Origin of the sequence: Pseudonocardia sp. N23 (genome assembly GCF_002583555.1) — a bacterium.
In the GTDB taxonomy this organism is placed as follows: domain Bacteria; phylum Actinomycetota; class Actinomycetes; order Mycobacteriales; family Pseudonocardiaceae; genus Pseudonocardia.
The window spans coordinates 1-341 of sequence record NZ_BEGX01000130.1 but is presented as its reverse complement, the minus strand read 5'-3'; the positions used below and the strand labels follow the sequence as shown (position 1 = coordinate 341).

General features: G+C 68.6%; 1 protein-coding gene and 1 pseudogene. Both read left to right on the top strand.

Going from position 1 to position 341, the window contains the following annotated elements; genetic code table 11:
* A pseudogene (locus tag TOK_RS29560) lies at nt 1-235 on the top strand (glyceraldehyde-3-phosphate dehydrogenase); the annotation flags it as partial.
* Nucleotides 232-341: phosphoglycerate kinase (locus TOK_RS35580; protein WP_172457859.1), on the top strand; the 110-nt coding region annotated here is incomplete at its 3' end. The pseudogene TOK_RS29560 and the gene TOK_RS35580, both read left to right, overlap by 4 nt.

The window sequence follows — 341 nt, the reverse complement described above, 5'->3', positions numbered from 1 at the left end:
GGTCAACGCCGCGATGAAGGCCGCGGCCGAGGGCCCGCTCAAGGGCGTCCTGAAGTACACCGAGGACCCGATCGTGTCGTCGGACATCGTGACCGACCCGCACTCCTGCATCTTCGACGCCGGCCTGACCAAGGTGTCGGGCAACCTGGTGAAGATCGTCGGCTGGTACGACAACGAGTGGGGCTACTCCAACCGGCTCGCCGACATCACCGCGCTCGTCGGCTCCAAGCTGTGAGGTCGCTCGCCGACCTGGTCGAGGAGGGTGTCCGGGGCCGCACCGTCCTGGTCCGCTCGGACCTGAACGTCCCGCTCGACGGCGACCGCATCACCGACGACGGCCG